Origin of the sequence: Undibacterium sp. Di27W (assembly GCF_049340345.1) — a bacterium.
Classification (GTDB): domain Bacteria; phylum Pseudomonadota; class Gammaproteobacteria; order Burkholderiales; family Burkholderiaceae_D; genus Undibacterium.
Window position 1 is genome coordinate 1 of the sequence record NZ_JBMPOS010000080.1, and the last position, 834, is coordinate 834.

General features: G+C 43.3%; 2 tRNA genes and 1 rRNA gene. All 3 read left to right on the forward strand.

Annotation, left to right across the window (positions count from 1 at the left end):
* Positions 1-79, forward strand: a 16S ribosomal RNA gene (locus tag ACO0LF_RS31345); the annotation flags it as partial.
* A gap of 111 nt (positions 80-190) precedes the next feature.
* Positions 191-267 (forward strand) — tRNA-Ile (locus ACO0LF_RS31350).
* Between the two features lie 130 nt (positions 268-397).
* Positions 398-473 (forward strand) — tRNA-Ala (locus ACO0LF_RS31355).
* Positions 474-834: the final 361 nt, after the last annotated feature.

The window sequence follows — 834 nt, forward strand, 5'->3', positions numbered from 1 at the left end:
TACCACGGCAGGGTTCGTGACTGGGGTGAAGTCGTAACAAGGTAGCCGTATCGGAAGGTGCGGCTGGATCACCTCCTTTCTAGAGTAGCGCGTAGTTAAGTGTCCACACTTATTGACTGTTAATGATAATGAACAGAGAACGGTTTGCGTCGGGGTAGCAATGACCGGACAGCGACTGAAGTTCAGTAGCGGGTCTGTAGCTCAGTTGGTTAGAGCACCGTGTTGATAACGCGGGGGTCGTTGGTTCGAGCCCAACCAGACCCACCAAATCGATCAAACGAAAGTAGAAACCTACTTTCGTTTGGGATAGATGGCTAAAAATGACTGGCAAAGCCAGATAATTTTTAGAAGTAAAAGCGACGCAAAAGCGGCGGTTTTACAGGTAGTGGATCCTAATGGGGGATTAGCTCAGCTGGGAGAGCACCTGCTTTGCAAGCAGGGGGTCGTCGGTTCGATCCCGTCATCCTCCACCAAGAAATCACAAACCTAAGTCAGTGCAGTAAGTGAGCACCGAGGTTTAGGTTTGTACTTTCAAAGCGAAAGACATAGTAATAAAAGTAGTTCTCGTTCTTTAACAATTTAGAAGAAGTAAAGTAGAAATAATCAAAATTATTTCTGTAAAGAGAAGTCAGCGACGACAGTTGTTGATGGAAATTATGGAAGGGTTGTGATTGTATCGAACAAACATAGTATTAAAAAGAGTTTGAAAAAGCTGTCGAAAGACAAGTTTTAGAAAAAATCAAATTCCTTGAGATACGGCAAACGCTAAAGTAATACTCATAAGTAGTAAAGAACTATAACCGGTTCTTGGTGATGAACCTGATGTTGAAGCAA